Below are 26,479 nucleotides of genomic sequence, written 5' to 3' on the forward strand. Positions count from 1 at the left end.
CCGTGCTCATTAAGCCCTGGACTTATCACCCAGCCGCCCCGCGATCGCCGACAGCGCCAGCCGGTACGAGTCGAACCCGAACCCCGCCACGGTCCCCGTGGCGATCCCGGCCACCACCGAGTAGTGCCGGAACGACTCGCGCGTGGCGGGGTTCGACAGATGCACCTCGACCAGCAGCAGACCGGCCGTCGTGACCTGGGCCGCGGCGTCCCGCAGGGCGTAGGAGTAGTGCGTGAACGCCGCCGGGTTGAGCACGACGTGCGCGCCCGCGTCGACCGCCTCGTGGAGCCAGCCGACGATCTCCGACTCACCGTCCGTCTGCCGCACCTCGACGTCCAGACCGAGGTCCTCACCCCACTGCGCGGCGGCGACCTTCAGGTCGGACATCGACGCGTGGCCGTAGATCTCGGGCTCGCGGACGCCGAGCCGGCCGAGATTCGGGCCGTTGAGCACAAGGACACGGGGAAGTGCGGAGACCATGCGCGCGAGCCTAGTGCGCCACAGGGCCGGACGGCGTCACACCTTGCCGGGCCCGGTCACGATCCGGTGCCCGCCCGTGGCGTCGGCGATCCAGCCCAGCGTCTCGGGCCGGAGCTCGTCCCACTCCCAGAAGACGAACGCCAGGCACGCGAGCGCCGCACCGTCGGCGCCCCAGCGCTCGACCGGCTCCGCCGCGCCGCACTCCCGGCACTCCAGGTCGGCCGCGCCGCCCTCGACCCACTCGTTCGCCGCCTCGTGGAACTGGTCCAGCCCGTCCTCGTCCATGCCCGTCGGGCCGACGACGTCCGGGTGCCCGTAGAACGATCGCACGGCCGAGCACCGCGGGCAGGTCACGGCGTCCACGGAGAACTGGCTCCCGTCGTGCAGTGCGCGACCCTCGCGAACCTCGAGGCCCCACGGCTGCTCCCCCGAGGTGGAGGCCGCCACCGTCTGACCCCACGCGGGGCCTGCCGGGTACCCGTCGGCGCCGAGCGCTGCGTTCGGCGACCGGTCCGGCAGCAGCACCCCGCGCGCGACGAGGTCGGCCACGACCCGCTGCCCCAGCAGCGGGGCGTCGGCCTCGGTCGCGTCCAGGTCGGCGACCCACTGGTAGTACGTGCCCACGGCTCTCCTTCGGTGTCGATCGCGACGTCGATCGACGTCGATCCGGCCGGGCGCCGGCTGCGCCCCGGCGGCACCCTGCGCCGCCGGCCACCCACGCTAGCGGCGACCACCGACATCCGCGTCCGGTTCCAGCCCCTCCACCAGGAGCGTCCGCGGCCCGGGGCCCGACTCGGCGAGCTCGTCGTGCGGGTTGGTCAGGGCGCACCGCCGCAGCGAGAGGCAGCCGCAGCCGATGCAGTCGGTGAGATGGTCACGCAGCCGGGAGAGCTGCTCGATGCGGGCGTCCAGGTCGTCGTGCCACGCCTGCGAGATGCGGCGCCAGTCCTTCGCGGTGGGCGTGCGGTCACCGGGGAGGGTCGCCAGCGCCGCGCCGATGTCCGCGAGCGGGATCCCCACGCGCTGGGACACCCGGATGAACGCCACCCGGCGCAGGGTCTCGCGCCGGTAGCGGCGCTGGTTGCCCGACGTCCGGCGGCTGGTGATCAGCCCCTTGCGCTCGTAGAAGTGCAGCGCCGACACGGTCACGCCGCTGCGGGCGGCGAGGTCGCCGACCGTCAGCTCGTCGCGGTCCCAGGGCACTGCGGGGTGGGATGCTTCCATCAGGTGACCTCCTGCGGTCCGAGCGGTGGCGGTGCGTTCCTGCCGCGGCGCCCGTGGTGGTCGCCGCGACCCGAGGTCGCAGTTGACCTCAACTATGGTTCAGGTTAGAGGATCACGGCATGGACGCCATCAGACACCATTCGTTCGGCCCGCCCGAGGTCCTCGTGCTCGAGCAGGTCCCCGATCCCGTACCCGGTCCTGGTGAGGTGCTCGTCGACGCGGTGGCACACGGCGTGCACCTGCTCGACACCAGCATCCGGCGCGGCGAGGCAGGACCGCCGCTGCCGCTGCCGACCCTCCCGACCGTCCCGGGCAGGGAGATCGCGGGCACGGTGTCCGCGCTCGGCGACGGTGTCGACCCCGCGTGGGCCGGACGGCCGGTCGCCGCGCACCTGGGACCGGTGCCGGACGGCGGCGGGTACGCGCGGCGCGTCGTCGTCGGCGCGGACCGGTTGCACGCGCTGCCGGAGACGCCCGACGGCACGCCGCTCGACCCCGCCGCGGCGATCGCCATGATCGGGACCGGCCGCATGGCCGCCTACACCCTGGACGTCGCGGCGGTCACGCCGGACGACGTCGTGGTCGTCACGGGCGCCGCCGGCGGGCTCGGCACGCTGTTCGTCCAGGAGGCGCTGCACGACGGCGCCCGCGTGGTCGCCCTCGCGGGCGGCCCGGCGAAGCTGGCCGTGCTGCGGGACCTGGTGAGCGACCCGGGACGTCTCGCGCTGGTCGACTACTCCGCCCCGGGGTGGCCGGACGCCGCGCGCACCGCGCTCGGCGCGACCCCCGCCACGCTGGTGCTCGACGGCGTGGGCGGCCCGCTCGGCACGGCCGCCACGTCCCTGCTGAGCGGCGCGGACGGGGCCGACGCCGCCAGCGCCGGGCGCCTCGTCGCCTACGGCTGGGCCTCCGGCTCCGCCAACCGGTACACCGCGTGGGCGCCCGACGACGAGCGGATCGAGTCGGCGGTCGAGGTGCGCTACGCCGTCGGGCCGGACGCTCCCCCGATGGGCGACCAGCGGCCGTACCAGGAGCGGGCCCTGGCCCACGCGGCGTCGGGCAGGTGGCGCGTGGTCACGCACCGCGTGCCGTTCGCGCAGGCCGCGCGCGCCCACCGCGAGCTCGAGGAGCGCCGCACCACCGGAAAGGTGGTGCTGGTGTGACCGCCGCACCCTCACCCGCGCGCGCCGTCGCGCCCGGTGCCCTGAGCCCCGGCGCGCAGCGCCTCGTCCTGGTCGGGATGGTCGCGCTGTGCTCGCTCGGCGCCTTCGAGGCGCTGGCCGTGGCCACCGCGATGCCGACCATCGCCGTGGACCTGGACGGTCTGCGGCACTACACGTTCGCGTTCGCGGTGGTCTTCGCCACGAGCGTGGTCGGCATGCTCACCGCCGGGCGCTGGTGCGACCGCACCGGCCCGTCGCCGGCGATGTGGACCGGCGTGGCGCTGTTCGTCGTCGGCCTGGTGGTCGCGGGGACGGCGACCGGGATGGGTGTGCTGATCGCCGGGCGGGCCGTCCAGGGTGTCGGGAGCGGGCTGTTCGGCGTGGCCCTGTACGTCCTGGTGGCCCGGGTCTTCGCCCCTGGACGCCGGCCCGCCGTCTTCTCGGCGTTCGCGGCCGCCTGGGTGGTGCCGGCGATCGTCGGGCCCGGGCTGGCCGGCCTCGTCGTGGAGCACGCGGGCTGGCGCTGGGTGTTCCTCGGCGCCGCGGTCCTCACCGTTCCGGCGGCGATCCTGATGCGCCCCGGGCTGACGGCGGCGCGGGGCGACGCCCCGGGCCAGGACGACGTGCCCGACGGGCACGCCGAGGCCGTCCCCACGCCGTCCGAGCGCCCGCTGCGGGCAGCCCTGCGCCTCGCCGCGTCGGTGCTGCGTGCCGGGCGCGGGCTGCCCGCCGTCGTCGCGGTGCGGGCACTGGTGTCGGCGGCGTTCACCGGGGCGGAGGTGCTGCTCCCGCTGCTCCTGGTGCACGAGCGGCACCTCAGCCCGGGCGGGGCGGGGCTGATCCTGACGGTCGGCGCGCTCGGCTGGTCCGCGGCGTCCTGGGTGCGCGGGCGCGACCTGCTGCACCTGAGCCACACCGGCTACGTCCGGCTCGGCGCCGGCCTGCTCGCGCTCGGGACGGTGGGTGCCGCGGTGCTCGTCCTCCCGGGCGTGTCGGCCGGGGTCGGGATGGCGTTCTGGGTGCTGTCCGGCAGCGGCATGGGCCTGGTCTACCCGACGTTGTCGGTGCTCACCCTGGAGCTCGCTCCCCCGCACGAGCAGGGCAGCGCCTCGTCGGCGCTGCAGGTGGCCGATGCCGTCGCCGCGGCGGTGGCGTCGTCCGCGACCGGCACCCTCCTGTGGGCGCTGTACGACGTGACGGGGCTGCCGGCGTACGCGGCGGTGCTCGGTCTCACCGGCCTGCTGGCGGCTGGTGCGGTGCTGCTGGCCAGGCGCACCACCCTCCCGGCCGACGTGGCGGCGGAACCCGGGGCCTCCTGACCGGCCAGGCCGGCCGGCCTGGCGGGCCGGCCTGGCGGGCCGGCCTGGCGGGCCTGGCGGGCCGTCCGGCCTGGCGGGGCGCGCCCACCGGGCCGAGGCTGTTCCCATGGACGACTTCACGCAGTACATCGCGAGCCTCGACGGACCGGCCCGGGACGCCGTCGAGCACGTGCGGGCGCGTGCGCTGGAGCTCGTGCCGGACGCCGAGGAGGGCACCAGCTACGGCATGGCCGCGCTGCGCTACCGCGGCAGCCCGCTGATCTCGGCGCGCGCCACCGCCAGGCACATCGGCCTGTACCCGTTCAGCCCGCCGGCGATCGAGGCCCTCGCTCCGGACCTGGCCGGTTTCTCGACGGCGAAGGGCACCGTGCGGTTCACCCCGGACCGTCCGCTGCCGGACGACGTCCTGGACCGCCTCGTCCTGTTCCGGCGCGACGAGATCGACGCCATGCGGTCGCGCTGACGTCCGCACCCGGCAGCCGGGTCCGTCACGTTCCGCCGACGTGTCTCGTCGTCGGGGCATGACGCGAGAGCATGTCCCCATGACGACCCCCGACGCCTCCGGCACGCACCTCGACGACGCCGCCCTGGCCCGGCTGCGGCCCCTGGCCTTCTCGGTGGCGTACCGGATGCTCGGGAGCGTCGCGGAGGCCGAGGACGTGGTGCAGGAGGCGCTGACGCGGCTGTCCCAGGCGGACGGCGTGCGCAACCCCGACGCGTTCGTGACGACCGTGACCACGCGGATAGCCATCGACGTGCTGCGCTCGGCCCGCGTACGGCGCGAGTCGTACGTGGGCGAGTGGCTGCCCGAACCCCTGGTCGGTCCCGTGGATGCCCACCACCTGCCGGTGGCCATGGCCACCCCGCCGCCCGACGCCGCCGGGCACGCCGAGCTGGCCGACGACCTCTCGACGGCCTTCCTCGTGCTGCTGGAGACGCTGACCCCGACCGAGCGTGCGGCGTTCCTGCTGCACGACGTGCTCGGGTTCCCGCACAGCGAGGCCGCCGACGTCATCGGGACGAGCGAGGTGGCCGCACGGCAGCTCGCCTCCCGCGCCCGGCGCCGGATCGCGAACCGGCGCGAGGCCGCGGCACCGGGTGCGGGGTCGACGGAGCCCGGGTCCGGGCACGACGCGGTGGCACGGCACGGTGCCGGAGCGCAGCAGGCTTCCGGGGCGCAGCACGCGTCCGGGGCACCGGGTGCCCGCAGGACCACGGAGACGCATGCCGAGCAGCTCGTGACCCGGTTCCTCGCGGCGTGCGAGGACGGCGCCGTGGACTCGTTCCTGGAGCTGCTCGCGCAGGACGTGGTGCTCACGGGCGACAGCGGCGGCAACGTGCCCCCGGGCATGTCGATCGCACGATCCGTCGTGGGCCAGGTGCCGGTCGCGCGGGTGCTGGCCGGCTTCATGCGGCGCGGTGCGCCCCTGCACTTCGAGCGGGCGCTGGTGGGCGGGCAGCCCGGTCTGCTCATCGTGGCGGACGACGTGCTGGGCGGCGGCCTCGTCGGGACCTGGTCCTTCGAGGTGGCCGAGGAGGCGGCACCCGGCGCTCCCGGCACCACCACACGGCTCGCGGCGATCCGCGGCGTCATCAACCCCGAGAAGCTGCGTCACCTGGGGCCGCTGGCCGACCTGACACGGCTCCACGAGTGGCTGCGCACCGAGGGGCGCCGCAGGACCGCCCGGTAGTCGGCGCGAACCGGGCGCCCGCCGCTCAGGCCCCCTGCCCGACCGCCCCGGAAGTGCCGGTGCTCGAGACGCCCGGGACCGGCGCCTCCTTGACGAACCACATGAGCACGAGCCCGGCGAGCACCACCGCGATGATCCCGAGCGTGCCCCAGATCGTCGCGCCCGTCAGGGCGATGGCGATGCTCCACAGCGTGCTCGACATCCACGAGGTGGCCCGGCCCGTGGTGGCGTACAGGCCGAAGATCTCCGACTCCCGCCCGGCGGGCGTCACGCGGGCCAGGTAGGAGCGGGACGCCGCCTGCGCGGGCCCGACGCACGCGGACAGGATCAGACCGCCCACCCAGTAGACGACGGGGCCGAGGTCGCGCAGGAACACGACGGCCAGGCCCGCGGCGACGATCACGCCGAGCGTGGTCAGGATCACCGAGCGGGCCCCGAACCGGTCGTCGGCCCGGCCCACGAGCACCGTGCTCACCCCGGCCACGAGGTTGGCCGCGATGCCGAACACGATCACCTCGTCGGCCGAGAAGCCGAAGCTGACGCTTCCGATGATGGCGCCGAAGGCGAAGACGCCGCTGAGCCCGTCCCGGAACACGGCGCTGGCCAGCAGGAACCAGAACGTCTGCCGGGCGGTGTGCCACAGCCCCTTGATGTCGCGGTACAGCACCGCGTAGCTGGCGAAGAAGCCGACCTTCTCCCGGCCCGCGGTCGGCAGCCGCTCCGGCACGAAGGCGAAGACGGGCCAGGCGAACGCCAGCGCCCACAGCGCGCAGGCCACGGCGATCAGGCGGAAGGCGAGCCCGTTGTCGGTGGGCATGCCCCACCAGTCGGCGCCGTTGGCGACCACGACCAGCACCAGCATGAGGATGCCGCCCACGTAGCCGAGGCCCCAGCCGAGCCCCGACACCTTGCCGACCGTGCGCGGCGTGGCGACCGAGACCAGCATGGCGTTGTAGTTCACGCCGCCGATCTCGCTGAGCACGCTGCCGAGGCCGATCAGGGCCGCGCCCAGCACGAAGTAGGCCGGGTCCTCCTCGACGAACCACAGCGCCAGCATGCACAGCACCATCCCGGCGGTGGCGCCCGCGAGCCAGGCCTTGCGGCGGCCGGTCGCGTCGGCACGCTGCCCCAGCACCGGTGCCAGGACGAAGATCGCCACCCCCGCCAGCGCGTTCCACGTGCCCAGCCCGCTCGTGAGCTCGGCCAGCCCGCGCTGGTAGGCCGGGTCGTCCTCCCCCAGCGCCGCGACGGCGGGGTCCAGGAACGAGTCGGTGGTCAGGTACAGCGCCGTGAAGACGAACGTGAGGATCACCGTGTTGAACGGCTGGGTACCCCAGTCCCACAGCGCCCAGGAGAACACCTGCCGCCGCGGGATCCGCGTCCCCTCCCGCAGCTCCAGGCCGGTCGCCGGGAGCGGGACGTCGGCGGCGCCCGGGCCGGAGGCCGGGCTGTCTGGTCGCTGAGGGGCGTCGGTCATGGCGGCAGTCTGCCCGGCCGGCGTGAATGGCGGGTGCTGGGCCGGTCACGATCTCATACCGACCGGCCCGGACCTGGGCTGCGGCCGGGCGTCCGGCCGGGTCAGAGGGTCAGAGCGCGAGGTTGTGCCGCCCGATCTGGTCGACGGCCGACACTCCCGCGAGCGCCATCGTCAGGTCGAGCTCGGCGAGGACGTGCTCGGCGACGGCGCGGACGCCGTCGGCCCCGGCGAGCGCGAGGCCGTAGACCCAGGGTCGGCCGAGGAGCACCGCGTCGGCGCCGAGGGCCAGCGCGGTGAAGACGTCGGCGCCGGTGCGCACGCCGGAGTCGAACAGGACGGGGGCCGGGGTGCTGCCGGGTGCCTGGTGGGCGCGGACGGCGTCGACCACGGGGGCGAGCATGTCGAGCGAGGCGACGGCGTTGTCGATCTGCCGGCCGCCGTGGTTGGACACGATGACGCCGTCGGCGCCGTGGTCGAGGGCGGCGCGGGCGTCGTCGGGGTGCTGGATGCCCTTGACGAGGACGGGCAGGGTGGTGCGTGCGCGCAGCCAGGCGAGGTCGGTCCAGGTGAGGGTGGAGCGGGAGAAGACGTCGAGGAAGGTCTCGACGGCGGCACGCGGGTAGGGCTGGGTGAGGTTGCGCCCGGTGGGGCCGGGGTGGTGGCGGGCCATGGACAGCAGGGAGCGGACGGCGGAGGGGGTGGGCAGCCGGCGGCCCGGGTCCTGGGCGGCGCCCGCCGGCGCGACGCCGGGCGGCCTGGTCCCGGCGACCCGGGCCTCGACGAGACGCCGGAACGCGGGGTCGCTGAGGTACTGCGCGATCCCTTCCGCGCGGGCGAACGGGAGGTAGCCGAGGTCGAGGTCGAGGGTGCGCCAGCCGAGCACATGGGTGTCGAGGGTGACGACGATCGCCTCGCAGCCGCTGGCCTCGGCGCGGGCGACGAAGGACTCGACCACGGTGTCGTCGGACGACCAGTAGAGCTGGAACCAGCGCGGGCTGTCACCCAGGAGGGCGGCGGTGTGCTCCATCGGGGTGGACGCCTGGGACGAGATGACGACGGGCAGGCCCAGGTCCCGGGCAGCGGCGGCGAGGGCGGGTTCCGCGTTGCGCGGTGCTGCGGCCCGTCCTCCGCGGCCGCGCTGGTGCTGGACGGCGAGCTCCAGCGCGCCGACGGGCCCGAACAGCACGGGTGCGGGCAGGTCGCGGCCGAGGAGGGTGGTGGCCAGGGAGCGCCCGCCGACGTCGACCATCTGGCGCGGCACGGTGCGGTACCGGCCGAAGGCCTCGCGGTTGGCCTCGACGGTGCGCTGCGCGCCGGCGCCACCGGAGACGTAGGCCCAGCCGGTGCGGGTCATCCGGCGGCGTGCGGCGGAGGCGAGGGCGTCGGGGTGGGTGGGCACCACGGGGCGGCGGCCGTAGATGCCGTCCCGATAGATCGCGGACTGCACCGTGCGACCGACGTTGGTCTCACCATTTCTGGGCATGTTGGACATCTTGCCACGGCGTTCGCCGCCTCTCCCGGCGGCGACTCGTCGCTGACCCGCGCGTCGCGACCCGCTCCGGCAGCCGTCGGCGGCATACGATCCGCACGTGCCTGGTTCACCCGACACGCTCGACTGGCGTACCGACCACCTGCTCGGCGAACCGTTCCAGGAGGCCCCGCTCGGGCCGGCCACCCTGGTCCGCTACCCCCACCCGCCCGACCTGCCGGTACCGCGCGCCGCCGTCATCCATGTGCACGGCTACAACGACTACTTCTTCCAGGAGCACCTTGCGCGGGTGTTCGCCGCCGCGGGGTACGCCTTCTACGCCGTCGACCTGCGGGCGGCGGGCCGGTCGCTGCGGCCCGGCCAGATCCCGCACTTCGTGACGGACCTGCGCGAGCAGGCGACCGACATCGCCACCGCCGCGCGGACCGTGCGCGGGCTGGAGCCGGGACTGCCGCTCGTCGTGCACGCCCACTCCACCGGCGGGCTCACCGCGGCCCTGTGGGCGCACGCGCACCGCAACGCCGCAGGCGCCGACGCCGGACCCGACCTGCTGGTGCTGGACTCGCCGTTCCTGGACCTGCGCGCCCCGTACTGGCAGCGCACGGTGGGCACCCGGTTCCTGGACACCGTGGGTCGTCTGGCGGCGACCGCGGTCATCAGCGACGGCCCGTCGCGCTACGCGGAGCACCTCCTGGCCGCCAACGGGGGACGCTGGGAGTTCGACACCACGCTCAAGCGGCCCGAGGGCGTACCCGGGCGGGTCGGCTGGTTCGTCGCGGTCCGGCGGGGACAGGCGCGGGTCGCGGCCGGCCTGGAGATCGCGTGCCCGGTGCTGCTGGCGCGTTCCGACTCCTCGGGTCCGGACTCGCTCGACAACCCCCTGCTCGACGCCCAGGACACCGTGCTCGACGTCGAGCAGATGGCGGCCCTCCTGCCGTGCCTGGGCGAGGACGTCACCGAGCTCGTGGTCCCCGGCGGCGTGCACGACCTCACGCTCTCGGCACGCGGTCCGCGCGAGGCCTACCTCGACGGCATGCTCCAATGGGCGCAGAGCCGAAGGACCGACACGTGAGGTGCAGCAAGTGACCTACTTCGAGGGGCCGTTCCAGGCCCTCGCCCACCGCGGGTTCGCGCACGCCTCGGCCGGGACCGAGGGCCTGGAGAACTCGCTGGCCGCCTTCGGCGCCGCCGTCGACCTGGGCTACCGCTACGTAGAGACGGACGCCCACGGCACCGTCGACGGCGTCGCCGTGGCCCTGCACGACGAGTCCCTGGACCGCACCACCGACGGCACCGGACTGGTCGCCGAGCTGCCGTGGTCGGAGGTGAGCGAGGCGCGCATCGGCGGCGTCGAACCCGTACCCCTGCTGGAGGACGTGCTGGGTGGCTGGCCCAGCCTGCGGGTCAACATCGACGTCAAGCACGCCTCCGGCGTCGGGCCCGTGGCTCGCGCCGTGGAGCGCACGGCGTCCTGGGACCGCGTGTGCGTCACCTCCTTCGACCCGGCCCGACGGCGCGCCACGCTGGCCAAGCTGTCCCGGCCCGTGGCGACGTCGGCCGGCCGCAGGGAGATCGCGACGTTCCTCACCGGCGTCCGGCTCCGCGCCCGGCCGCTGGCGCGCCGTGCCCTGCGCCAGGTCGACGCGCTCCAGGTGCCCGTCAGCGAGGGCCGGGTGACGGTCGTCGACGCCGCCTCGATCGAGGTGGCGCACGCGCTCGGCAAGAAGGTCCACGTCTGGACCGTGAACGAGACCGCCGAGATGGTCCGCCTCCTCGACGAGGGCGTGGACGGCCTCGTCACGGACCGGGCCGACCTGCTCAAGGACCTGCTGGTGAGCCGGGGGCTGTGGGACTGACCGCGGGCGTCAGCCCAGGGTCAGGGTGACCGGGGTGCCCGGGCCCTTCGTCGGGGGTTCCTTGGCGACCTCCGCGTAGGCGGCCGCCAGCAGCGTCGGGTCCGGTCCCTCCAGGCGCACCGGCTTGGCGACGTCGTCCAGGACGACGAAGCGCAGCAGGTCACCGCGCGCCTTCTTGTCACGGCGCATGGCCGACAGGAGCTGGTCCCACCGGTCGCCGCGGTAGTGCACCGGGAGCCCGAGCGCGGACAGGATCGACCGGTGCCGGTCGGCGACGTCGTCGGGCAGCTTGCCGGCCATGCGGGCGAGCTCGGCCGCGAAGACCATGCCCACGCTGACCGCCGCGCCGTGCCGCCACTGGTAGCGCTCCGCGAGCTCGATGGCGTGGCCCAGGGTGTGCCCGTAGTTCAGGATCTCGCGCAGGCCGGCCTCCTTGAGGTCCTCGCCCACCACCCGGGCCTTGACCCGGACGGAGCGCTCCACGAGCTCGGCCACGACGGCCCAGGTCTCCTCGGTGGCGTCCGCGCCGGCCCAGTTCCGCAGCTCGTCGACGTGCGCCTCGACCAGGTCCAGGATCGCCGGGTCCGCGATGAAGCCCGTCTTGACCACCTCGGCCAGGCCCGCGACGAGGTCCCACTTGTCGAGGGAGCCGAGCGCCGCCAGGTCGCACAGCACGCCGGCCGGCGGGTGGAACGCGCCCACGAGGTTCTTGCCCTCGGAGGTGTTGATGCCGGTCTTGCCGCCCACGGCGGCGTCGACCATCGCGAGCAGCGTGGTCGGCACCTGCACCACCCGGATCCCGCGCAGCCACGTGGCCGCCACGAAGCCGGCCAGGTCCGTCGTGGCGCCGCCGCCGACGCCCACGATCGCGTCCGACCGCGTGAAGTCGAGCTGCCCGAGCAGACCCCAGAGGAAGGCCGCGACCTGCGGTGTCTTGGCCGACTCCGCGTCCGGGACCTCCGCCACGAACGCCTCGTAGCCGGAGGCCTTGAGGTCCTCCGAGATCGCGTCGGCCGTCGCGGACAGCGCGGCCGGGTGGATCACCATGACCTTCGCGGCCTTGCCGACCAGTGCCGGCAGCTCGCCCAGCAGGTGGTGTCCGATGACGACGTCGTAGGGTGCGTCTCCCTGCACGGTGACCCGTACGGGAGCGCTGTCGGTGCTCACGCGGTGCTCTCCTCGGTGCTCTTGCTCTCGGTCTGACCGTGCTTCGGGTCGGTCAGCTCCCCGCCGACGAGGTCCAGGCCCAGCGCCTCGACGATCTCGCGCGCCACGTGCTCGCCGGGCCGCTCGCTCGACACGATCGTCAGGGTCGCGAGGCGCTCGTAGGTGGGCCGCCGCTCGGTCATCAGCTTCTGCCACTGCGCGCGCGGGTTGCCCAGCAGCAGCGGACGGGCCTGGTTCATGCCGACGCGTTGCGCGGCGATCGCCAGCGGCACGTCCAGGAACACGACGTGGCCACCCTGGGCCGCGTACGCCACCAGCGCCTCCTGGGTCACGGGGTTCATCACGGCGCCGCCGCCCAGGGACAGCACGCCGTCGTGCTCCGCGAGGGCGGTCAGGACGGCGTCCCGCTCCAGCTCGCGGAAGCGGGGTTCGCCGTCGTCGACGAAGATCTCGCTGACGGGCTTGCCCGCACCGGCCTCGATGTCGGCGTCCGTGTCGCGCACGGTCAGGCCGAGGCCGGCCGCGAGGATGCGCCCCACCTTCGACTTGCCCGAACCGGGCGGCCCGATCATGACGACGACGGGCCTGGTGCCGGTCGCGCCGCTCACCGCAGCAGCTCCGGGATGGCCGCCACGTACGAGTCGAGGTTGCGGCGCACCTCGGCCACGGAGTCGCCGCCGAACTTCTCGACGGCGGCCTCGGCCAGGGTGAGCGCGACCATGGCCTCGGCGACGACGGCGGCCGGCGGCACCGCGCACACGTCGGACCGCTGGTGGTGGGCGGTGACGGGCTCGCCGGTGGCGGTGTCGACGGTCGGCAGGGCGCGCGGCACGGTCGAGATGGGTTTCATCGCGGCGCGCACCCGGACGATCTCGCCGTTGGACATGCCGCCCTCGATGCCGCCCGCGCGGTTGGTGGTGCGCTGGATGCCCGGCTGCCCGTCCGGTGCCGTACCGCGCACGATCTCGTCGTGGGCGGCGCTCCCCCGCCGGCGGGCGGTGCGGAAGCCGTCACCGACCTCGACGCCCTTGATCGCCTGGATGCCCATGAGCGCGGCCGCCAGCTTCGCGTCGAGACGGCGGTCGCCCTGCACGTACGTGCCGAGGCCCGACGGCACACCGTAGGCCAGCACCTCGACGACGCCGCCGAGCGTGTCGCCGTCCTTCTTCGCCAGGTCGATCTCCTCGACCATGAGCTTCGAGGACGCCGCGTCGAGGCAGCGCACCGGGTCGGCGTCGAGCGCGGCGACGTCGTCCGGGGTCGGCAGTGCGGCGTCGTCGGGCACCTCGGCCTCGCCGATGGCGACCACGTGCGACACGAGCCGGATGCCGAGCGCCTGCTCCAGGAACTTCGCGGCGGCCACGCCGAGCGCCACCCGGGCCGCGGTCTCGCGGGCGGAGGCGCGCTCCAGCACCGGACGCGCGTCCTCGAAGCCGTACTTGCGCATGCCGACCAGGTCGGCGTGCCCGGGTCGCGGCCGGGTCAGCGGGCGGTTGCGGGCCACCTCGCGCTCGTCGCCGGTGCCGGCGTCGACCAGGAGCGCCTCGGCGGGCACCGGGTCGGCCGACATGACGTCGGTCCACTTGGGCCACTCGGTGTTGGCGATCTCGATGGCGAGCGGACCACCCTGCGTGAGCCCATGGCGCAGGCCGCCGAGCACCCGCACCTGGTCCTGCTCGAACTTCATCCGGGCACCGCGGCCGTAGCCGAGACGGCGGCGCGCGAGGGCGCCCTGGATGTCCGACGTGGTCAGCTCCACGCCCGCGGGCAGACCCTCCATCACCCCGACCAGGGCCGGACCGTGCGACTCACCCGATGTCAACCAACGCAGCATGGTCGGATTGTTTCACGCGCATGACGGACCCGGCGCCCCGGTCCGGTGGGCGACACACCGAGGCCGGCGTGATCGGGCACCGGCGTGTCGCCGCGGGGGAAAGGGTGCCCGCGCAACTGCGTCACGGAGAGTAGACAACGTCTACGGTGCGTGACACGGCTGGGCGGGCCCACTGAGCTCGGCCGGCCTGCCTCCCGCCCCGGACATCATGCCCGACGCCCTCGCCTCGCCGGTTGCCAGCGCTCGTGGCCGTGGCCCTGGCCGTGGCCGTGGGCATCGGCGAGACGCCGGCACGGACCCGTCAGTGCGAGAGGGCCGCCCGGAGCGCCTCGTCCATGGCTGCCAACGGCGCCGGACGGCCCGTCATGAGGCGCACCTGCTCGGCCGCCTGGTGCAGCAGCATCCGCTCGCCCCCGACCGCAGGTGCGCCGAGCGCCGTCCACGCGGTCTGGAGCACGGTGGGCCGCGGGTCGTAGACCACGTCCAGCAGCACACCGCGGGGGCCGCCGGCGGACGTGCCCGACGCCGCGCCGGAGACGTGGTCGGCGAGCAGGGGCGCCCACGTGTCGGCCGCGTACTTCGGCGTCGTGGAGACGACGGCGTCCGCGGCGGCCAGGGCGGACGTCGTCGTCTTGTCGTCGAACACCTCGAACGACGGCGCCACGCCCATGCGGGCCACGGCCTCGCGCAGCGGGCCGATCCGGTCCAGGGAACGCACGAACACCTGCGGCGCGGCGCAGCCGAGCTCGGCCAGCGCCGCGACGGCGGAGGCGGCCGTCGCTCCCCCGCCCAGGACGACGGCGTCCGCCACGTGGCGCGCGCCGAGGCCCTCGCGCAGCGCCGCCACGATGCCGTGCACGTCCGTGTTGGTGCCCGTCCGGGTCACCGTGCCGCGGACGGTCGAGAAGAGCACCGTGTTGACCGCGCCCACGGCCTGCGCGAGCGGCTCCACGTGGTCGAGCAGCGGGATCACGACCTGCTTGAGCGGCATGGTCAGGCTCAGCCCGGCCCAGCCCTGGTCGAGTCCGTCGAGGAAGCCCGCCAGGTCCTCCTCGGTGACGTCGTGGAGGCCGTACGCCCAGCCGTCCAGGCCGAGCGCACGGTAGGCCGCGGTGTGCAGCACCGGGGACAGCGAGTGCGCCACGGGATGACCGAGCACGGCGGCGCGGCGCCCGCCGGCGGAGGTCGTCAGGTCGTCCGTCATCAGTACCCGTTCTCCGCGGCCCAGGCCTGGTACTCCTCGCGGAACTCCAGGAACTCGTCGTAGTCGTCGGTGAACTTCGTCTCCTGCGAGTCCAGGTTCACGGTGACGTACCAGCGCCACGGGCCGGCAGGCGGATGGAGCACCGCTTCCACCGACGCCCTGCTCGGCGCACCGATCGCCGTCGGCGGCAGCCCCGGGACCACGCGCGAGGCGTACGGGAACGACTCGTCCTGGAACTCCTCGGTGGTGATCAGGTGGGACGGCTTCTTGCGCCCGTAGGAGTCGATGGCGTCCAGGCCGAGCGGCTCGTTCGCCGCGAGCCGGTTCTCGATCACGCGGGCGACCTGGCCGCGGTACTCGTCGGGCGCCTCGCGCTCCACCAGCGACGCCTTGATGATCACGTCGTTCCACTGCGCAGGCGGCACGTCGAGCTCCTTGAGCTCACTCACGGTGAGCGCCACCATCTGCTTGAGCACGTCCGCGGCGGGCACGCTACCCGGCTTGGCGTCGTAGGTGCTGGCCGCGAGCCAGCCCTCCAGGTGCCCGCCGGCCTCGGCCGGCAGACCCAGCGCCTGGGGGTCGTCCAGTGCCGCCCTGACGTCCTGCTCGGGCCAGCCCGCCTCGACCATCGTCTCCCGGATCTGCGCCACGGTGTGCCCCTCGACGACCGTCAGGCCGCCCCGGACCACCGCGTTCGTCGCCAGCAGCGCGACGGCGGACTCCGCGCTCATGTGCAGCTTCAGCTCGTGCGTGCCGGGCTGGATCGCCGCGGCGTCCGGGTTCGCGTTGAACGCCCGGACGAAGGCCTCCGAGCTGGCCACGACGTCCTGCTCGACGAGCTCGGCCGCGATCGAGTACCCGTTGGCCCCCTCGGGCACCTCCACCTCGACCGGTTCGCCGCCGGTGCCCTCGTAGTCCGCGGCGGCCAGGGGCGTGCGGACGCCGAAGAGGTAGCCGTCGTTCTTCACGGTCCACGCGCCGAGGGCACCGAGCACCACGAGCACCGCGACCACGGCGATGATCAGCGGGCGGCGCGACCGCTTCGGGCGCCGGTCCCGCCGGCTCGCGCGGCCCCCCGGACGGGTGTCACGCTCGGTGCGCCGTCCACGCTGGCCGCTGGCGTGCCGCGGTGGCCCCTCATAGCTCACTCCGGGAAGGGCCTCGGTCACGCTCGCTCCGTCCTCTGTGCTGCGCGAATCACTCGTTGATCCGCGCCTGGTCACCATCGGGGTCCATGACACGCCAACAAGATGTCACGATCACATCACAGCCCGGGTGCCGCGAACGCTACCCCGAGCGGACCATTCCCGGCCAACTCCCGGGATTCGCCCGCGCGGTCCGCCCGGAATGCCGGCGGACCTGCGACGTCACTGGTTGGCCTTCTCCCACTCCCGCAGCTCGGCGACGTACTGCTGGTGCTCGTCGAAGCCCTCGGCGAACTTGGTCTCGCCGGTGTCGAGGTTGACCGTGACCCAGAACTTCCAGTCGCCGGGGGCCGGGTTCAGCACGGCGTCCACCGCGACCTCACCGGGGTTGGCGATGGGCCCGGGCGGCAGCCCCGTGTGCTGGTAGGTGTTGTACCGGTTCTTCGCGTTGTTCGTGTCGGCACGGGTCAGCTCGGTGCCAGGCTTGCCCGCCCCGTACGCGACCGAGGCGTCGATCTGGAGCGCCATGTCGTCCGCGAGCCGGTTCTCGATCGCCCGCGCGATCTTCGGCTTGTCCTCGGCGTGCAGACCCTCGCGCTCCACCAGCGACGCCTTCGTCAGCACCGTCTGCCAGTCGCTGCGGTCGACGTTCTTCTCCTGGAGCATCCGCACGGTCCGGCCCACCATCTGCGACAGCAGCCCGGCGGCCGTGGCGTCCGGCTTGGCCATGTACGCGTCCGGGTACAGCCAGCCCTCGGCCTTGCCCTTGGCCTGCTTCGGCAGCCCGATCTTCTCCGGGTCGGCCAGCGCGGCCTCGAAGTCCTCCGCCGGAAGCCCGGTGACCTGCACGGCCCGCTCCACGACCTGCTCCACCGTGTACCCCTCGGGGATGGTGACCTGCAGGTCCACCAGCTCGTTCTTGACCAGGAGGGCCACGGCGTCCTCGGCCGACATCTCCTCGAGCATCGTCCGCGTGCCCGGCCGGATCAGCACCGAGTCCGGGTTGGCCTCGAACGCCGTCGAGAAGGCCGACACGCTCGCGACCACTCCGGCCTCGTACAGGGCCTCACCCATCGCCTGACCCGTGGCGCCCTGGGGGATCTCGACGTCCACCTGGTCGCCGCCGGGTCCCGGAAAGTCCTTCGATGCGAGCGGGCTGGTCAGCCCCGTCAAGGAGTCGAGGTTGGTCCACACCGCGTAGCCGGACCCGCCCACCAGCACGAGGGCCACGAGGAGCACGAGGACGGAACGTCCCCGCCGTCGCTTGCGCCGACGCTGCGCACGCCGGCCGGATCGCGGTTCAGGGAACGCGGGGTCTGCCTGGCTCGGCGGGGGCGCCGTGAAGAGGTCCGTCACCTCAGGCTCACTGTCCTTCGTCGGGGGTGCTCGGGTCAGTCGTGCGTGTCGTGCACGGTCCGCACCTCGACGAGCTCGCCGGCGCGCTCCCCCTTCGCCCGCTCCGCGTCAAGTGCGGATTGCAGAATGATAACGGCTGCGGCCTGATCAATCACGGACCTGTGCCGCTTGGTTTTCCGGCCCGCCGCGCTGAGCGCCTGGTGGGCGGAGACCGTGGTCATCCGCTCGTCCACGAGACGCACCTCGGCCTGCTCGTGCGCGGCCTCCAGGGCTGTGACCAGGCGCTTCGCGAAGGCGCGGGCGTCAGCCGTCGCGGCGCCCTCCTTGCCGGACAGGTGCCGGGGCAGACCCACGTACACCACGGCTGCGAAGCGCTCGGCGGCCTCGGCCACGATGCGCTCGACGTCCGCCGTGGTGCCCACGGCGCTCCGCGGTGTCTTGCCGCCGCCCTTGCCGCTCCCGTTGCCGGGTGCCGCCAGCACCCGCGGCACGGTCTCCACGGGGGTGGCGACCAGACCGTCGGGGTCGCTGGCGGCCAGCCCGATCCGGGCCATGCCGACGTCGACCCCGAGCCGGGCCCCGCGCGGGAGCCCGGGCTCGGAGCCTGCCTGCTCGCTCATCAGGCGCCGACGGCGACCAGACGGACGCCCTCGGCGATACCGGCCAGGGCCTCACCGAGCTTGGCCGGGTCGGTGCCGCCGCCCTGGGCCATGTCCGGCTTGCCGCCGCCACCGCCACCCAGCGTCTGGGCGGCGGTGCGCACCAGGTCGCCTGCCTTGTAACCGGCCGCACGGGCGGCGGCGTTGGTCACGACCACCACGACCGGGCGGCCACCCGACACACCACCGACGGCGGCGACGACGGGCTCGGCCTCGCCGAGGCGGCCGCGCACGTCGAGCACGAGGGCACGGAGGTCGTCGGCCTGGGCCTCGCCGGCGTCGTGCGTGACGACGCGGACGTCGCCCACGCGCGGTGCCTCGGCGGCGAGCTTGCCGGCCACGGCCAGGAGCTGGCCCTGACGCAGCGCAGCAAGCTCCTTCTCGGCTTCCTTGAGTCGCGTCACGAGCGAGCCGACCCGCTCGTGCAGGTCCTCGGGGCGCGTGTTCAGCAGGCCGCTGAGCTGACCCACCAGGGCGTGCTCCTTGGCCTGGAAGCCGTAGGCGCCGTCACCCACCAGGGCGTCCACGCGACGGACGCCGGAGCCGATGGACGACTCGCCCAGCAGGGTGACCCGGCCGAGCTGACCGGTCTGCTTGACGTGCGTGCCGGCGCACAGCTCGCGAGACCAGTCCCCACCGATCGAGACCACGCGCACGACGTCGCCGTACTTCTCGCCGAACAGCGCCATCGCACCGGCCTCGCGGGCCTTGGCGATCGGCATGAGCTCGTCGGTGACCTCGAGGTTGTCGGCGAGGCGCACGTTGACGCGCTCCTCGATCTCCGTCAGGGCGGAGGCCGAGACGGCGGTCGGCGAGCGGAAGTCGAACCGGATGCGGCTCGGGGCGTTCTCCGAGCCGGCCTGCGTACGGTCCGGGCCCACAAGCTCGTGCAGCGCCTTGTGGATCATGTGCGTGGCCGAGTGGGCCCGGCTGATGGCCTTGCGGCGGGCCGTGTCGATCTGCGCCGTACCCGGGTCGCCCAGGGCGGCCGTGCCCTCGATCAGCCGGCCGCGGTGCACGTTCAGGCCCTTGATGGGCCGCTGCACGTCGTCCACCTCGATGGTGGCGCCGCTGTCGAGCACGATCGTGCCGTGGTCGGCGAGCTGGCCACCGGCCTCGGCGTAGAACGGCGTGCGGTCCAGGACCACCTCGATCTCGGCCGGGGCGGTGACGGCGGGGGCGGGGACGCCACCGCTGAGCAGGCCGACGACGCGCACGGTGGCGTCGGTCTGCGTGTAACCGAGGAACTCGACGGGAGCGGTGAGCTCCTTCTCCAGGGCCTCGTAGGCGGCGACGTCAGCGCCGCCGGTGCGCTTGGCCAGCGCGTCGGCGCGGGCGCGGGTGCGCTGCTCCTGCATGAGCGAGCGGAAGGCCTTCTCGTCCACCTGGACGCCCTGCTCGGCGGCCATCTCCAGGGTCAGGTCGATCGGGAACCCGTAGGTGTCGTGCAGCTGGAAGGCGGCCTCGCCGGGCAGGACCAGGTTGTCGCCGCCCTGCTTCTTCAGGCCGGCCACGGCGCTGTCGAGGATGGTGGTGCCCGAGGCGAGCGTGCGCCGGAAGGCCTCCTCCTCGGCGTAGGCGACGGCCGAGATCTGCTCGAAGTTCTGCTGAAGCTCGGGGTAGGAGGGAGCCATGGCGTCCTTCGACACCGGCAGCAGCGACGGCAGGGCGACGCCGTCCACGCCCAGCAGGCGCATGGCGCGCACGGAACGGCGCAGCAGGCGACGCAGCACGTAGCCGCGGCCCTCGTTGGAGGGTCGCACGCCGTCGCCGATGATCATCAAGGCCGAGCGGACGTGGTCGGCCACGACCCGCATCCGCACGTCGTCGTCGTGGTTCTCGCCGTACTTCTTGCCGGACAGCTTCTCGGCGGCCTCGATGACGGGGAAGACCTCGTCGATCTCGTACATGTTGTCCTTGCCCTGCAGCAGGAAGGCAACACGCTCCAGGCCCATGCCCGTGTCGATGTTCTTCTTGGCGAGCTCACCGACGATGCGGAAGTCCTCCTTGGACTTCACGTCGTCGATGGCGTACTGCATGAACACCAGGTTCCAGATCTCGACGAAGCGGTCGCCGCCCTCGTCGACCAGCGGGCCGCCGTCCGGGCCGTAGGCGGCGCCCCGGTCGTAGAAGATCTCCGAGCAGGGACCGGCCGGGCCGGGCTGGCCGGTGGACCAGTAGTTGTCCTTCTTGCCGAGGCCCTGGATGCGCTCGTCGGGCAGACCGACGATGTCCTTCCAGAGCTGCCGGGCCTCGTCGTCCTCGTGGTAGACGGTGACCCACAGCTTGTCGGGGTCGATCCCCAGCTTGCCGTCCTCCAGGGAGCCCGTCAGGAAGTCCCAGGCGTACCGGATGGCGTCGGCCTTGAAGTAGTCGCCGAACGAGAAGTTGCCGTTCATCTGGAAGAACGTGCCGTGCCGCGTCGTCTTGCCCACGTCGTCGATGTCCAGGGTGCGCACGCACTTCTGCACGCTGGTGGCGCGGGTCCACGGCGGGGTCTGCTGGGCCGTCATGTACGGGATGAACGGCACCATGCCCGCGATGGTGAACAGCGTCGACGGGTCCGGGGAGATCAACGACGCCGACGGCACCACCGCGTGACCCTGAGCTTCGAAGTAGTCGAGCCAACGCTTGCGGATCTCGGCGGTGCGCATGAGGTCAGTGGTCCTTCTTCTCGGTCGTGCGGAGAGGGGTGTGCTGCCGCGGCGTGTGCTGCCGCGCGCCCCGGTCACCAGGGGTGCCCGGGCGTGACTCCTATTCTGCCGCCGCGAGGGGGGCAGACGGAAACTGAAAGACGTGCCCTGTGGACAACACGGCTGGTGGAGTCGTTATGCCTGGCCACGCAGCCCTGTGGGGCCTGTCGTGCCCGTTACCGGGCCTGGTCCGGCAGCTCGCCCCGCAGGGACGCCATCAGCTCGGCCTCCCGCTCGGCACGGGCGGCGGTGAACTCCGAGCGGAACGTGCGGGCCATCGTGGTCACGCGGGCGCCGGCGTCGTCCACCGCGGCCGCGGCGCGCTCGCTGACGGATGCGGGCGTGTACCGCTCGACGACCTGGCGGCCCTTGCGGATGACGACCACCGTGACCGCCACGCCGACGCCCACCCAGAACAGCCGGCGGATCATGCCCGCGCCCCGGTCGCGTCGTCGGGCCGCCCCGCGTCGGTGTGCCGCCCGGACCGGTCCCGGGCCCGGCCGAACGCCTGGCGCACGCCGTAGGAGAACGCGGCGACCTTCACCAGCGGCTTGCCCAGGGTCGCCGCGTAGAGGCCGGTCAGCGCGGACACGTTCTCGCTGACGTTGGCGGCCGACGTGGTGATCGTGTCGACGCGGACGAGCTGGGTGTTGGCCGACGCGACGGTGGTCGCCGCCTCGTCGAGGATCGGCACCGAGTGCTCCGTGACGTCCCGGACGCTCACCCGCGCCTCGTCCAGCAGCTTGCCCAGCTTCCACAACGGGACGGCGAGGAAGCCCACGAGGAGCACGAACGCGATCGCCGCGATCAGTCCCGCCACGTCTCCGAGGTCGCCGAGGGTCATGCGCAAGCTCCTGCCTGAAGGTCCGCAGATGTCCGGCACAGGTGTCTGCCGGGGGTCGACGATCACCCTATCCCGCTCCCGCCCACCCGCGCCCGTCACCCCTGAGCCCGGCGTGCCGGCCACGGAAAAGCAGACGGCCCCGTCCGCGCCGTGGCGCGGACGGGGCCGTCCGGAAGTGCTGGTGAGATCAGCGAGCGTAGTACTCGACGACCATCTGCACGTCGCAGGTCACGGGGACCTCGGCGCGCTTCGGCTGGCGGGTCAGCGTGGCCGACAGCTTCTCGAGCTGCACGTCCAGGTAGCCCGGCAGAGCCGGCAGCACGTCGCGGTGGGCACCGGCGGCGGCGACCTGGAACGGCACCGTGGTCTGGCTCTTCGGCTTGACCTGGATGGTCTGGCCCGGCTTCACGCGGAACGAGGGGCGGTCCACGATCTTGCCGTCCACCAGGATGTGACGGTGCGTCACGTGCTGGCGGGCCTGCAGGATGGTGCGGCCGAAACCGGCGCGCAGCACGAGCGAGTCGAGACGCGTCTCCAGGTCCTCGACCATGACCTCACCGGTCAGGCCGGCCTGCTTGCGGGCGTTCTCGTACACCTTGAGGAGCTGCTTCTCGCGGAGCATGTACTGCGCACGCAGACGCTGCTTCTCGCGCAGACGCACCGCGTAGTCCGACTCGGTGCGGCGACGAGCACGGCCGTGCTCACCCGGCGGGTAGGGGCGCTTCTCGAAGTGCTTGACAGCCTTGGGCGTGAGCGCGAGGCCCAGCTTGCGGCTCAGTCGCACCTGGCGGCGCGAACGGGTCACAGAAGTCACTGTGTCTTCCTGTCCTTGAGTTACGAAAGAGGTCACACCCGGACACGGGTCTCCCCCGCAGGGGAACCGCACCGGGTGCGGGACCAGCCGATGGAGCGCGGCGAACGCCACGATCACGGGGCCGAGGTCCCAGGGGCTGCCATGGGCAACCCGAGAATCTTACCGCACGTCAGCGCCTGTGCCCGCCGTGCGCCCCGTCACCGTGCCCCGAGCCGGTCCCGAGGGTGTCGTCACCGCCGCTCGTCTTCGCTGCCCAGGATCCCCCGGATCCGCTCGAGGCGCTCCGACACCTGCCGCTCGTAGCCGCGGTCGCTCGGGTCGTAGTAACGCGAGCCCGCCAGCACGTCCGGCAGGTACTGCTGCGGGGCCACGCCGTGCGGCCAGTCGTGGGCGTACCGGTAGCCCTCGCCGTGGCCCATCTTCTTGGCACCGGCGTAGTGCGCGTCGCGCAGGTGCTGCGGCACGGTGCCCACCTTGCCCGCGCGCACGTCCGCGAGCGCCGCGTCGACCCCGAGGTAGGCGGCGTTCGACTTGGGCGCCGTGGCCAGGTGCACCACGGCCTCGGCGAGCACGATGCGCCCCTCGGGCATGCCGATGAGCTGCACGGCCTGGGCCGCGGCGACCGCCGTCTGCAGCGCGGAGGGGTCGGCCATGCCGATGTCCTCCGCGGCGGAGATGACCAGGCGCCGGGCGATGAACCGCGGGTCCTCCCCTGCGGCGACCATCCGGGCCAGGTAGTGCAGCGCGGCGTCGACGTCCGAGCCGCGGATGGACTTGATGAAGGCCGAGATGACGTCGTAGTGCTGGTCGCCGGCCCGGTCGTAGCGGACGGCGGCCACGTCGACGGCGCGCTCGACGTCGGCCAGGCCGACGCGCGGGACGTCACCCTCGCCGGGCGCGCCCCCGTCCGCCGGGCCGTCGGACAGGACGGCGCCGGCGGCCGCCTCCAGGATCGTGAGCGCCTTGCGGGCGTCGCCGCCGGCCAGGCGCAGGAGGTGCTCGGTGGCCTCATCGTCGAGCTCGACCGACCCGCCCAGGCCGCGCTCGTCGGTCACGGCGCGGCGGACGAGCGCGCGGACGTGCTCGGTCTCCAGCGGCTTGAGCGTGAGCAGCAGGGAGCGGGACAGCAGCGGCGAGTTGACGGAGAAGCTCGGGTTCTCGGTGGTGGCCGCCACGAGGGTGACCCAGCGGTTCTCGACGCTGGGCAGCAGCGCGTCCTGCTGCGACTTGGAGAAGCGGTGCACCTCGTCGACGAACAGCACCGTCTCGTCGCCGCCCGTCGCCAGCCGGCGCCGCGCGTCCTCGACCACCTGGCGTACGTCCTTGACGCCGGCGGTGACGGCGCTGAGCTCCACGAAGCGGCGGCCCGAGACGGTGGCCACGAGGTAGGCCAGCGTGGTCTTGCCCGTGCCGGGCGGCCCCCAGAGGATCACCGAGGACGGGGCCGTGCGCCCGTTCCCCCCGGGTTCGATGAGCCTGCGCAGGGGCGACCCCGGCTCCAGCAGGTGCCCCTGTCCGGCTATCTCGTCGATCGAGGCCGGGCGCATCCGCACGGCAAGGGGCGACGACGCCCGGGGCGCGGGGGTGCCCGCGGTGTCGGTCGTCGCGGCGTCGAACAGATCCACCATGCCCTCAGCCTACGGAGGACCACCGACATCCCGTGCCTCGGGGTCGCCGGGCGGGGCGTCCTGCACCGGGCCGGCGCCGTCCTCGTCCGCCGGGAGCATCGGGTCCGGCGGCTTGCGCAGCGTGCTGAACACCGCCCAGGCCACCGCGATGAGCGGGACGGCGACGATCGCACCGAGGATGCCGCCCACGACCGTGCCGCTCGTGACGCCGAGGGCGACCACCACGGGGTGCAGGGACACCTGCTTGCCCATGATGAGCGGCTGCAGCACGTGCCCTTCGAGCTGTCCGATCCCGGCGATGCCGAGCGTGACGATGAGCGCGGTCAGCAGCCCGTCCGCCGCGAGCGCCACGACGGCGGCGATGATCATTGCCAGCGGCGCGCCGACCAGCGGGATGAAGGTGCCGATGAACACGAGCACGGCCAGGGGTGCCGCGAGCGGCACGCCGAGGATCGACAGGAAGATGCCGGCGAGGATGCCGTTGCTGATGGCCACGAGCACGGTGCCGCGGGTGTAGCCGGAGAAGGTGTACCAGCCGACGCCCGCGGCGTCGCGCCACCGGGTGCGGGTGCGGGCGGGGACCTGGGAGACGAACCAGCGCCACATGGCGCCGCCCGAGGCCAGGAAGAAGACGGTGCAGAAGATCGCGAGCACGAGCACCGCGACCCCCTCGACGATCGAGCCGGCGCTCTCGGCGGCGCGGCTCACGAGGGTCTGGGAGTTCTCCTGGATCCAGTTGGCGGCGTCGTCGATCCACTGGTCGCGGGTGTCCACCTCGACGTTGACCGGGAAGGGGTTGTTCTCGATCAGGTCGACGATCTGGTCGATGCCGGTGTTGAACTCCCCCGCGAGCCGTTCCCACTGGCCTGCGACCGACACGACCACGTAGGTCAGGAGCCCGCCGATGACCAGGATGCCGGACAGGATCGCGCCGGCGGTCGCCAGGGCACGAGGCATGACCCGGGAGTAGAGGTCGGTGAGCGGGTTGAGCACCGCGGTGAAGACCAGCGCCAGGAACACTGCCACGAAGACGATGAGCACCTGCGTGACCGCCCAGAACACCAGGGCGACCCCGGCGACGACCAGGATCAGGCGCCACGACCACCCGGCGGCGGTGCGCAGCCAGGGCGGCGGTGCGGAGTCGTACGGCGACGCGTGGTGCGCGACGTCGGTTCGTGGTGCAGGGTCGGGCACCGAGTCAGTCTGCCTCATCCGCGGACGGCGCGCCCTGTGCCGCCCCGGCGGCCTCGCCCGGTGCCGCCGGTGCCGCCGGTGCGGTCGCGCGGAGCGTGCTGAACACCGCCCAGGCCACGCCGGTGAGCGGGACGGCGACGACGGCACCGAGCAGCCCGCCCAGGACCGACCCGGCGGCCACGACGAGAGCCATCACGACGGGGTGCAGCGACACCTGCTTGCCGGTGATCAGCGGCTGGAGCACGTTCGCGTCGATCTGCGCGACGACGACCATGCCGATGAGCACCACGAGCGCGAGCACGGGGCCCTTGGCAGCCAGCGCGACGAGCACGCTGACGACGATGGCGGCGACCGGGCCGATCATCGGCACGAAGGCGCCGAGGAACACGACGACCGACAGCGGCAGCGCCAGCGGCACGCCGACGACGGACAGGAAGATGCCGGCGATGACGCCGTCGGCAAGGGCGACGAAGAACATGCCGCGGGTGAAGCCGGAGAACGCGTTCCAGCCGGCGAGCGCGGCGGCCTCCCAGCGGTCGTGCCGCTCGGCGGGCACGAAGCCGAGCGCCCAGCGCCACATGGCCCCGCCCTGGGTCAGGAAGAAGACGGTGCAGAAGATGGCGAGCACGACGGCGGTCGCGCCCTCGCCGATGGTCCCGGCGCTCTCGGCGGCGGTGCCCGCGTAGTCGCCGGCGTTGGCCTGGAGCCAGGCGCCGCCGTCGGCCAGCCACTGGTCGGGGCCGCCCAGGCCCGCCAGGACGGGGACGCCGGAGACGAGCCCGGCGAGGTCGGTCAGGCCGGTGCCGAACTCGGTGGCGAGCTCCTCCCACCGGCTGGTGACGGAGGTGACCACGTAGGTCACGAGCGCGCCGACGGCGAGCACGGCGGTCAGCAGCGACGCCGCCATGGCCAGCCCGCGGGGCATGGCGCGGTCGTAGAAGTCGCCGAGCGGCAGCAGCACGGTGGTGAACACGAGCGCGAGGAACAGGGCGACGAAGACGACCTGCACGAGGCTGATCACGTAGAAGACGGCCGCCACCGCGACCAGCACGCCCACCAGCCGCCAGGCCAGGTCGCCCGTGGAGCGCAGCCACGGGGTACCGAACGTGGACGGCCGCACCGCCGTGTGGGCCGGGGTGGCGGAGCCCGGGGCCGTGACCTGCGGGGTGGTCGGCGGCTGGGCCGCAGTCGTCGGCGCTACCGTCGGCGCGTCAGCCGTCATCGCCTTGCTCCTGATTTTGT

At 73.6% G+C, this 26,479-nt stretch carries 25 protein-coding genes; 6 read left to right on the top strand and 19 right to left on the bottom strand.

Annotated features, from left to right (window positions below):
* Positions 1-9: 9 nt before the first annotated feature.
* The 3 genes from ACO229_RS09300 to soxR all read right to left on the bottom strand — a co-directional run bounded on the left by ACO229_RS09300 (position 10) and on the right by soxR (position 1,704).
* Complete coding sequence (locus ACO229_RS09300) at positions 10-480, bottom strand: type II 3-dehydroquinate dehydratase (RefSeq protein WP_397430256.1); 471 nt, start codon at positions 478-480, stop codon at positions 10-12.
* A 36-nt stretch (positions 481-516) separates the two neighbouring features.
* Entirely contained in the window at positions 517-1,104 is a 588-nt protein-coding gene (locus ACO229_RS09305; protein WP_423464667.1) for a hypothetical protein, read from the bottom strand.
* A 96-nt stretch (positions 1,105-1,200) separates the two neighbouring features.
* Positions 1,201-1,704, bottom strand: coding sequence for a redox-sensitive transcriptional activator SoxR (gene soxR / locus ACO229_RS09310; protein WP_397418270.1), 504 nt, complete (start codon positions 1,702-1,704; stop codon positions 1,201-1,203).
* Positions 1,705-1,823: 119 nt separating this feature from the next.
* Between soxR and ACO229_RS09315 the strand changes: the two genes are divergently transcribed.
* The 4 genes from ACO229_RS09315 to ACO229_RS09330 all read left to right on the top strand — a co-directional run bounded on the left by ACO229_RS09315 (position 1,824) and on the right by ACO229_RS09330 (position 5,877).
* The gene (locus ACO229_RS09315) at positions 1,824-2,867 is read left to right on the top strand and encodes an alcohol dehydrogenase catalytic domain-containing protein (RefSeq protein WP_397430254.1); all 1,044 of its coding nucleotides are present in this window, start codon (positions 1,824-1,826) and stop codon (positions 2,865-2,867) included.
* Positions 2,864-4,186: an MFS transporter gene (locus ACO229_RS09320; protein WP_423464668.1), complete on the top strand. Its 1,323-nt coding sequence runs from the start codon at positions 2,864-2,866 to the stop codon at positions 4,184-4,186. The genes ACO229_RS09315 and ACO229_RS09320 overlap by 4 nt, the downstream gene beginning before the upstream one ends.
* 106 nt (positions 4,187-4,292) lie before the next feature.
* Positions 4,293-4,649 (top strand): iron chaperone, encoded by a 357-nt coding sequence (locus ACO229_RS09325; RefSeq protein ID WP_423464669.1) that lies wholly within the window; start codon positions 4,293-4,295, stop codon positions 4,647-4,649.
* Positions 4,650-4,728: 79 nt separating this feature from the next.
* Positions 4,729-5,877, top strand: coding sequence for a sigma-70 family RNA polymerase sigma factor (locus tag ACO229_RS09330; protein WP_423464670.1), 1,149 nt, complete (start codon positions 4,729-4,731; stop codon positions 5,875-5,877).
* Between the two features lie 25 nt (positions 5,878-5,902).
* Here the strand turns inward: ACO229_RS09330 and ACO229_RS09335 are convergent, their stop codons facing one another.
* On the bottom strand, positions 5,903-7,354 hold the full coding sequence (locus ACO229_RS09335; protein ID WP_423464671.1) for an MFS transporter: 1,452 nt from the start codon (positions 7,352-7,354) through the stop codon (positions 5,903-5,905).
* 109 nt (positions 7,355-7,463) lie between these two features.
* Positions 7,464-8,837 (bottom strand): alpha-hydroxy-acid oxidizing protein, encoded by a 1,374-nt coding sequence (locus ACO229_RS09340; RefSeq protein WP_423464672.1) that lies wholly within the window; start codon positions 8,835-8,837, stop codon positions 7,464-7,466.
* A 106-nt stretch (positions 8,838-8,943) separates the two neighbouring features.
* Between ACO229_RS09340 and ACO229_RS09345 the strand changes: the two genes are divergently transcribed.
* Both ACO229_RS09345 and ACO229_RS09350 read left to right on the top strand, forming a co-directional pair.
* Positions 8,944-9,915, top strand: a complete 972-nt coding sequence (locus ACO229_RS09345) for an alpha/beta hydrolase (RefSeq protein WP_423464673.1) — start codon at positions 8,944-8,946, stop codon at positions 9,913-9,915.
* Positions 9,916-9,925: 10 nt separating this feature from the next.
* Positions 9,926-10,699, top strand: coding sequence for a glycerophosphodiester phosphodiesterase family protein (locus tag ACO229_RS09350; protein ID WP_423464675.1), 774 nt, complete (start codon positions 9,926-9,928; stop codon positions 10,697-10,699).
* A 9-nt stretch (positions 10,700-10,708) separates the two neighbouring features.
* Here the strand turns inward: ACO229_RS09350 and aroB are convergent, their stop codons facing one another.
* From aroB to ACO229_RS09420, 14 genes are all read right to left on the bottom strand, one after another.
* Positions 10,709-11,866: a 3-dehydroquinate synthase gene (gene aroB / locus ACO229_RS09355; RefSeq protein WP_397418294.1), complete on the bottom strand. Its 1,158-nt coding sequence runs from the start codon at positions 11,864-11,866 to the stop codon at positions 10,709-10,711.
* On the bottom strand, positions 11,863-12,438 hold the full coding sequence (locus ACO229_RS09360) for a shikimate kinase (protein WP_397430356.1): 576 nt from the start codon (positions 12,436-12,438) through the stop codon (positions 11,863-11,865). Before ACO229_RS09360 ends, aroB begins: the two co-directional genes overlap by 4 nt.
* 32 nt (positions 12,439-12,470) lie before the next feature.
* Positions 12,471-13,700: a chorismate synthase gene (gene aroC / locus ACO229_RS09365; RefSeq protein WP_397418296.1), complete on the bottom strand. Its 1,230-nt coding sequence runs from the start codon at positions 13,698-13,700 to the stop codon at positions 12,471-12,473.
* Positions 13,701-14,001: 301 nt separating this feature from the next.
* Positions 14,002-14,904 (bottom strand): shikimate dehydrogenase, encoded by a 903-nt coding sequence (locus tag ACO229_RS09370; protein WP_423464676.1) that lies wholly within the window; start codon positions 14,902-14,904, stop codon positions 14,002-14,004.
* Positions 14,904-16,073, bottom strand: a complete 1,170-nt coding sequence (locus ACO229_RS09375) for an endolytic transglycosylase MltG (RefSeq protein ID WP_423464677.1) — start codon at positions 16,071-16,073, stop codon at positions 14,904-14,906. Before ACO229_RS09375 ends, ACO229_RS09370 begins: the two co-directional genes overlap by 1 nt.
* A 198-nt stretch (positions 16,074-16,271) precedes the next feature.
* Complete coding sequence (gene mltG, locus ACO229_RS09380) at positions 16,272-17,288, bottom strand: endolytic transglycosylase MltG (protein ID WP_423464679.1); 1,017 nt, start codon at positions 17,286-17,288, stop codon at positions 16,272-16,274.
* Between the two features lie 152 nt (positions 17,289-17,440).
* Positions 17,441-18,025 carry a Holliday junction resolvase RuvX gene (ruvX, locus tag ACO229_RS09385; RefSeq protein ID WP_423464680.1) on the bottom strand — a complete coding sequence of 195 codons (585 nt, stop codon included), beginning with the start codon at positions 18,023-18,025 and terminating at the stop codon, positions 17,441-17,443.
* Entirely contained in the window at positions 18,025-20,718 is a 2,694-nt protein-coding gene (gene alaS / locus ACO229_RS09390; RefSeq protein ID WP_423464681.1) for an alanine--tRNA ligase, read from the bottom strand. Before alaS ends, ruvX begins: the two co-directional genes overlap by 1 nt.
* A 215-nt stretch (positions 20,719-20,933) precedes the next feature.
* Positions 20,934-21,188 (bottom strand): hypothetical protein, encoded by a 255-nt coding sequence (locus tag ACO229_RS09395; RefSeq protein WP_397418308.1) that lies wholly within the window; start codon positions 21,186-21,188, stop codon positions 20,934-20,936.
* Positions 21,185-21,601, bottom strand: a complete 417-nt coding sequence (locus ACO229_RS09400) for a DUF948 domain-containing protein (RefSeq protein ID WP_397418310.1) — start codon at positions 21,599-21,601, stop codon at positions 21,185-21,187. The genes ACO229_RS09395 and ACO229_RS09400 overlap by 4 nt, the downstream gene beginning before the upstream one ends.
* 187 nt (positions 21,602-21,788) lie before the next feature.
* On the bottom strand, positions 21,789-22,415 hold the full coding sequence (rpsD, locus tag ACO229_RS09405) for a 30S ribosomal protein S4 (RefSeq protein WP_119145706.1): 627 nt from the start codon (positions 22,413-22,415) through the stop codon (positions 21,789-21,791).
* Between the two features lie 230 nt (positions 22,416-22,645).
* Entirely contained in the window at positions 22,646-24,040 is a 1,395-nt protein-coding gene (locus ACO229_RS09410; RefSeq protein WP_423465284.1) for a replication-associated recombination protein A, read from the bottom strand.
* 12 nt (positions 24,041-24,052) lie between these two features.
* A complete protein-coding gene (locus ACO229_RS09415) occupies positions 24,053-25,255 on the bottom strand; it encodes an AI-2E family transporter (protein WP_423464682.1) in 1,203 nt (400 codons plus the stop codon).
* A complete protein-coding gene (locus ACO229_RS09420; RefSeq protein ID WP_397418314.1) occupies positions 25,242-26,459 on the bottom strand; it encodes an AI-2E family transporter in 1,218 nt (405 codons plus the stop codon). The genes ACO229_RS09415 and ACO229_RS09420 overlap by 14 nt, the downstream gene beginning before the upstream one ends.
* Positions 26,460-26,479 lie beyond the last annotated feature (20 nt).

Origin of the sequence: Promicromonospora sp. MS192, from assembly GCF_049532985.1 — a bacterium.
In the GTDB taxonomy this organism is placed as follows: Bacteria; Actinomycetota; Actinomycetes; order Actinomycetales; family Cellulomonadaceae; genus Promicromonospora.